Annotated in this window: 3 protein-coding genes; 1 reads left to right on the top strand and 2 read right to left on the bottom strand. The window is 75.0% G+C overall.

The genetic code is table 11. The features are described 5' to 3' along the window. Positions 1-30 precede the first annotated feature (30 nt). Positions 31-1,887, bottom strand: a complete 1,857-nt coding sequence (locus tag VF665_RS15315; RefSeq protein ID WP_331054306.1) for an FtsX-like permease family protein — start codon at positions 1,885-1,887, stop codon at positions 31-33. 158 nt (positions 1,888-2,045) lie between these two features. Between VF665_RS15315 and VF665_RS15320 the strand changes: the two genes are divergently transcribed. Further along, positions 2,046-2,465 carry a cupin domain-containing protein gene (locus VF665_RS15320; RefSeq protein WP_331054307.1) on the top strand — a complete coding sequence of 140 codons (420 nt, stop codon included), beginning with the start codon at positions 2,046-2,048 and terminating at the stop codon, positions 2,463-2,465. Positions 2,466-2,525: 60 nt separating this feature from the next. Here VF665_RS15320 and VF665_RS15325 read toward each other — a convergent pair. After that, a partial coding sequence (locus VF665_RS15325) for a hypothetical protein (RefSeq protein WP_331054308.1) occupies positions 2,526-2,729 on the bottom strand: 204 nt, incomplete at its 5' end.

Below are 2,729 nucleotides of genomic sequence, written 5' to 3' on the forward strand. Positions count from 1 at the left end.
TACTCTCGTACTTTCGTACTCTCGTAATCCCTACTCCCCCCGCAGCGCTTCCACCGGCTGCACCCCCGCCGCCCGCCGCGCGGGAACGTACGCCGCCGCCATCGCCACCAGCGCCAGCGCAGCCGCCACCCCCGCGTACACGGGCAGGTCCAGCGCGCGCACGCCCGCGTAGCGCAGTTCCAGCGTCCGGCCCAGCGACAGCGCGCCCGCCCCGCCCAGCAGGGCGCCGAACAGCGCCACCCGCCCGGCCTCCACCAGCATTTGTCGGATCACCGCCCGCTCGCTCGCGCCGAGCGCCATCCGCACGCCGATCTCCCGCGTGCGCCGCGCGACCACGAAGTTCATCGCCGCGAACAATCCGCCCGCGGAAAGCAGCAGCGAGCCCGCCGCCACCATGGCCATCAACACGCCGAACCAGCGCAGCGGCGCCGCGTTGCGCTCCAGCAGCGCGGCCATGCTCCGCACCTCGCTCACCCGGCCGCCGGGCACGCTCGCCCGCGCGGCGCCGAGGACAGCGGGCGCCATGCCCATCGGCTCCCCGCTCGTGCGCACGGCCACGGCAAGGGTGCGTGGCGGGTGCTGCAGCGTGGAAAGGTAGACCGCGCGCGCGGGCTCTCCGCCGGAACCGGGGGCGCGGGGCCGCACGTCATCCACCACGCCGATCACCTGGTACTCGGTGCCGAACGGGCCGGTGAACGACACCCGGTGCCCCAGCGGGTTCGCGTTGGGGAACATGAACACCGAGAACGCGCGGTTGATGACCACCACGGGGCCTCCCGCCGCGCCGTCCGAGTCCGTGAACTCGCGGCCCGACAGCACGCGCACCCCCATCTGCGCGAAGTATCCCGGAGTCACCGCGTGGTGGCGCGCCGCTCCGGCCAGGATGGGGACGCGAAAGTAGCTGACGCACACGTCGCACAGGGAGTGCAGCCAGTCACTGTGCCCCTGGCCCATCCACGCGCCCGGCGTCGCCGCGGAGGCGGAGGCCACGCCGGGCACGCCGCGCAGCGCCGTCAGCAGGTTCGTCTGCGCGCGCGCCGGGTCCGCCGCGCCGGCGGGAAGCTCCACCCGAAAGGTGAGCGTGTCGCGCGGATCGAAGCCGAGGGCGGTGGCGTCCGGGGGGGAGAGCGAGCCGCGCACCAGCGCCAGCGCGCAGCACAGCAGGGTGACGGCGGCGCCGAACTGCAGGATCGTCAATCCCTTGCGCAGCAGCACCTCGCCCGGGCCGGCGGTGGCGCGGGCGCCCGCCGCCAGCCACGTGTGCAGGTGGCGGCGCGCCCCCGCCAGCGCGGGAACCGCGGCCAAAACGACGGTGGGAACGAGCAGCGCGGCGGCCGCGGCGCCCAGCCCCGCCCACGGGCGGAACGCGCCCAGCGGCCCCGAGGGCGCGGGCCAGGTCGCGCGGAGCAGCAGCGACGCCGCGCTCCCGGCCAGCAGCCCGGCCACTGTCCCCGCCGTGCCCAGCGCCAGCGCGTCCGCCGCCGCGTCGCGCACCAGCCTCGCGGGCGTGGCGCCCAGAGCCGCGCGCACGGCCGTGTCCGCCCGCCGCGCCGTCGCGCGCGCCAGCACGAGCGTGGCCAGGTTCACCGCGGCGGCGGCCATCAGCATCAGCACGGCGGCGAGCGCGGTTTCCACCAGCGCGTCCATGCCGCGCGCCTGCACCAGTTCGGGCGCGCTCAGCCGCGCCGTCCACCCGCCGCCCGGCGCCCGGTCAAAGGCGGGCAGGGACGAGGGCGGATCGGGGAGGGCGCGGTGCCCCCAGGCCAGCGCCAGCACCGGCCCGCCGAACGCGACACCCAGCGCCATCGCCAGCGCGGCGGGAACGGAATAGCCGGGCGTCCGCAGCAGGGCCCCGAGCGGCCCGCGCCGAATGCGTCGCTGCTGCACCGTCATCAAGAAGCGGATATGAGGGGGAGGTCGCGTGTGGGCGGGGGAGTTGGATGCCGCGAGCGCCGCCAGGGATGTTTGACGGCGCACGCGCACGGCGTCACCTTGGCCGCGCTCCGGGCGGCGGAGCATGGCGGATGGACGGACCCGGGGCAAGGATGATGGATGTGCGCAGCTACCTGAACGGGGCGCTCACGGTGCAGCGGCTGGGCGGGGACGATGGTGAGAGCCTGTTCCACGCGGGCGACGCGCGCGGCGCGGTGGCGTGGCTGGCGCGGGGAACGCCGTTCTCGTTCCTGCACGTCGTGGAGTTCGCCGCCGTGGGCGTCCGGCGCGGATTTCACGCCCACACCGGCCACACAGAGCACTTCTACCTGTTTTCCGGCGCGCTCACGCTGATCGCCGCCGCGGAGGGGGGCAGGGTGCAGGTGGAGCTTGCGGCCGGTGATCTGGCCGTCTTTGCGCCCGGCACCGCGCACGGGCTCATCGCGCGCGAGCCGTCCGTGGCGGTGGCGATGGGGAACGGATCCGATCCCACCCGCGATGTCAGCCCGGTGGACCTCGGCAATCCGGATTGACGCGGGTTTGGAGGAGAACGAGGCGGACGGCCCCGGGATCGGGCCGCCCGCCTCGTTGCATCAGATGCAGCAGCGGTAGTCCGCGGTGGGCCCGGCGTCCTCGTCCGTGGGCGCGGGCGGGTTGCCGCAGGTGCAGCCCGCCGTCACGCTGCCGGGGGAGGCGATGGCGCCCCGTAGCGTCGCTTCGGTCGAAGCGGTATTGAAGCTCTGCACCGACAGGTCGTTGGCGTCCAGCGTCAGCTTGCGCATGGCTTTCTCCCGGCG

The sequence above is a fragment of the Longimicrobium sp. genome (assembly GCF_036387355.1).
Classification (GTDB): Bacteria; Gemmatimonadota; Gemmatimonadetes; order Longimicrobiales; family Longimicrobiaceae; genus Longimicrobium.